This window comes from Haloferax sp. s1, assembly GCF_058382125.1.
Window position 1 is genome coordinate 1 of record NZ_JBZRPK010000225.1, and the last position, 2,100, is coordinate 2,100.

3 protein-coding genes are annotated in these 2,100 nt (G+C 64.4%); 1 reads left to right on the forward strand and 2 read right to left on the reverse strand.

The features are described 5' to 3' along the window. A partial coding sequence (locus QT222_RS01970) for a transcription initiation factor IIB (RefSeq protein WP_491476138.1) occupies window positions 1-810 on the reverse strand: 810 nt, incomplete at its 3' end. Window positions 811-972: 162 nt separating this feature from the next. Here QT222_RS01970 and QT222_RS01975 point away from each other — a divergent pair. Then, complete coding sequence (locus QT222_RS01975; RefSeq protein WP_004058365.1) at window positions 973-1,494, forward strand: DUF7858 family protein; 522 nt, start codon at window positions 973-975, stop codon at window positions 1,492-1,494. 95 nt (window positions 1,495-1,589) lie between these two features. Here QT222_RS01975 and QT222_RS01980 read toward each other — a convergent pair. Next, on the reverse strand, window positions 1,590-2,100 hold a 511-nt coding region (locus QT222_RS01980; protein ID WP_491476139.1), incomplete at its 5' end, for a P-loop NTPase family protein.

Consider the following 2,100-nt stretch of genomic DNA (forward strand, 5'->3'; position numbering starts at 1 on the left):
GGCGGCGGCGTCCGATTGCGTGCAGTCTTCGCCGAGGTCGCGAGCGGCCGTGTAGAGACACGCTGCGGCGACGCCACAGGGGTTCTTGCCAGCGACGAGACCGTCATCGCGCGCTTCGGCGACGTACTCGCGCGCCCGGCGTTCGGTGTCGCGGTCGAGGTCGAGTTTCGTCGCGAATCGCGGCAGGTACTCGGTCGGGTCAGCGGGCGCGACGGGGAGACCGAGGTCGCGGTTGAGGGCGCGGTAGGCCGCTTGGTGCTCGGATTCCGTCGATTTCGAGACGTCGCAGACTTCCTCGACGCTCCGGGAGATTCCGGCGACGCGGCAGGCGGCGTAGACACAGGCGGCGGCGAACCCTTCGAGCGACCGGCCGCGGAGGAGGTCTTCGTTCTGCGCCGATTCGAACAGCGAACAGGCCTGGTCGCGGATGTGGTTTGGCAGACCGAGTGCACCCGTCACGCGACGGATTTCGGTGAAGGCGTACACCTGATTCCGCTCGCGCTTCGAGGAGATTCGAGCGCGATTGTGCTGACGGCGCAGACGGGCGAACTTCCGACGCTTACGACCTTTGATACGCGTCGACCGACCGATTTCGGTCGAGAGGCCGCGGTCGTGACGGGACCGAGTGAGTGGTGCGCCCGTACGGGCGGGGTTTCGGTCGTCGTCGGCGAACGAGCGCCACTCGGGACCGTGGTCGATGCGGTACTCCGAGACGACGAGTCCGCAGTCGGTACAGACTGTCTCGCCGGCTTCGGCGCCGAGGTGTCCATCGCATTCGGGGCAACCCTGGGGGGAACGTGCTTCGCTCATCACATTTGAAAATCAGTTCCGAAGAGGTATTTAAACACAGGTTGGAACGGGCCATTTCACCCATATTCGGGAGGTAGAGCCTACCGGTAATCGGTAGGTTACAGTATCTAATTTGATATCGATTAGCAACGCTTTTGTTTGGAAGGACGAGACCACCGAGCGATGGGGCTGTCGGATATTGCCGCTGAACTGGAGACAACGACAACCGAACAGCGCCCGCGTTACGTACCGACTGTCGATGATACCGGTGTTTCACTCCGCGAGCGTTTCGACGCACACGCAGACGCGCTCCCCTGCGCGCCTGCGACAGCGGAGCGGGTTGTCGAAGCACACGGGTCAGGCAGATCGCTCGGTGAGTGCGCGCGCGAAGCGGGTGTCGCCCCAGTCACGGCAGCGAAAGTGTTGCATCGCTGTGGCGAAGCGGGCGTGACCCCCCTCGCCCCCGAAGCGCGACGCATCGTCCGCGACTGGATAGACGGACACATCTCGCGCGCCGACGCGCTCGCGCTCACCAAAGCAGAGCCGTCGGAGTTCGCCCTCGCGACCTACGTCGAGACGCACGACCCCATCGACCCCCTCGTCGAAGCCGTCGAGGGCGCGCTTACAGACCGCACCGACGCGGCGGTCGCAAAGCGCGATTCATTGGCCGAGACCATGAGCTCGGTCACCGATATGCAGTTCTAACACGGGACAAACGCCTCCCCACCCACCTCCCGTTTTGTACACTTCGAGCTGATAGCTTCCGTTCTGTCCCGAAGAGAAGACGCCGCAAACGGTTTTCAGCGACGGATGTATTCGCCGACAGATGTGAGAACGCTGCCGGATTTCGTCACCGAGTCCAATTCTTCGTCGAGGAGCACCGACGCGACAGCCGCGATACTCGCCGCGAGTTCGCGGTCATCGCGGCACGCTGGCGCGTCTGCGATAGCGTCCGACTCGGTTTCAGGAACGATAGCATCGGCATCGCCGAGCGACCCGAACGTCGAAACAACGGCGTCGACTTCGGTACCGATGTCGGCGACGCGTGCGGTAAGCCGACCGACAGCGTCTGCTCCTCGGGCGGTTGCCGGTGCGACGAGCGCAACCCGGTCACAGGCCGTCGCGGCGGCGACCGTCGGGTTCGATGTGAGCAACGGTGCGTCGACGAGTACGTGGTCGAACTCACCTGCAGCCTCGTCGATGCGCCCTTCGAACGCTTGCGCCGCATCGGGTGTCATCGCACGCGCCAGTCGCTCGAACGGGGCCGCTGCCGGACAGACTGCCACGCGCCCATCCGCGGAGGTGTCAAAA

Coding starts and splice junctions, on each gene's coding strand:
- QT222_RS01975 (WP_004058365.1), top strand. CDS start 973: ATGGGGCTGTCGGATATTGCCGCTGAACTGGAGACAACGACAACCGAA.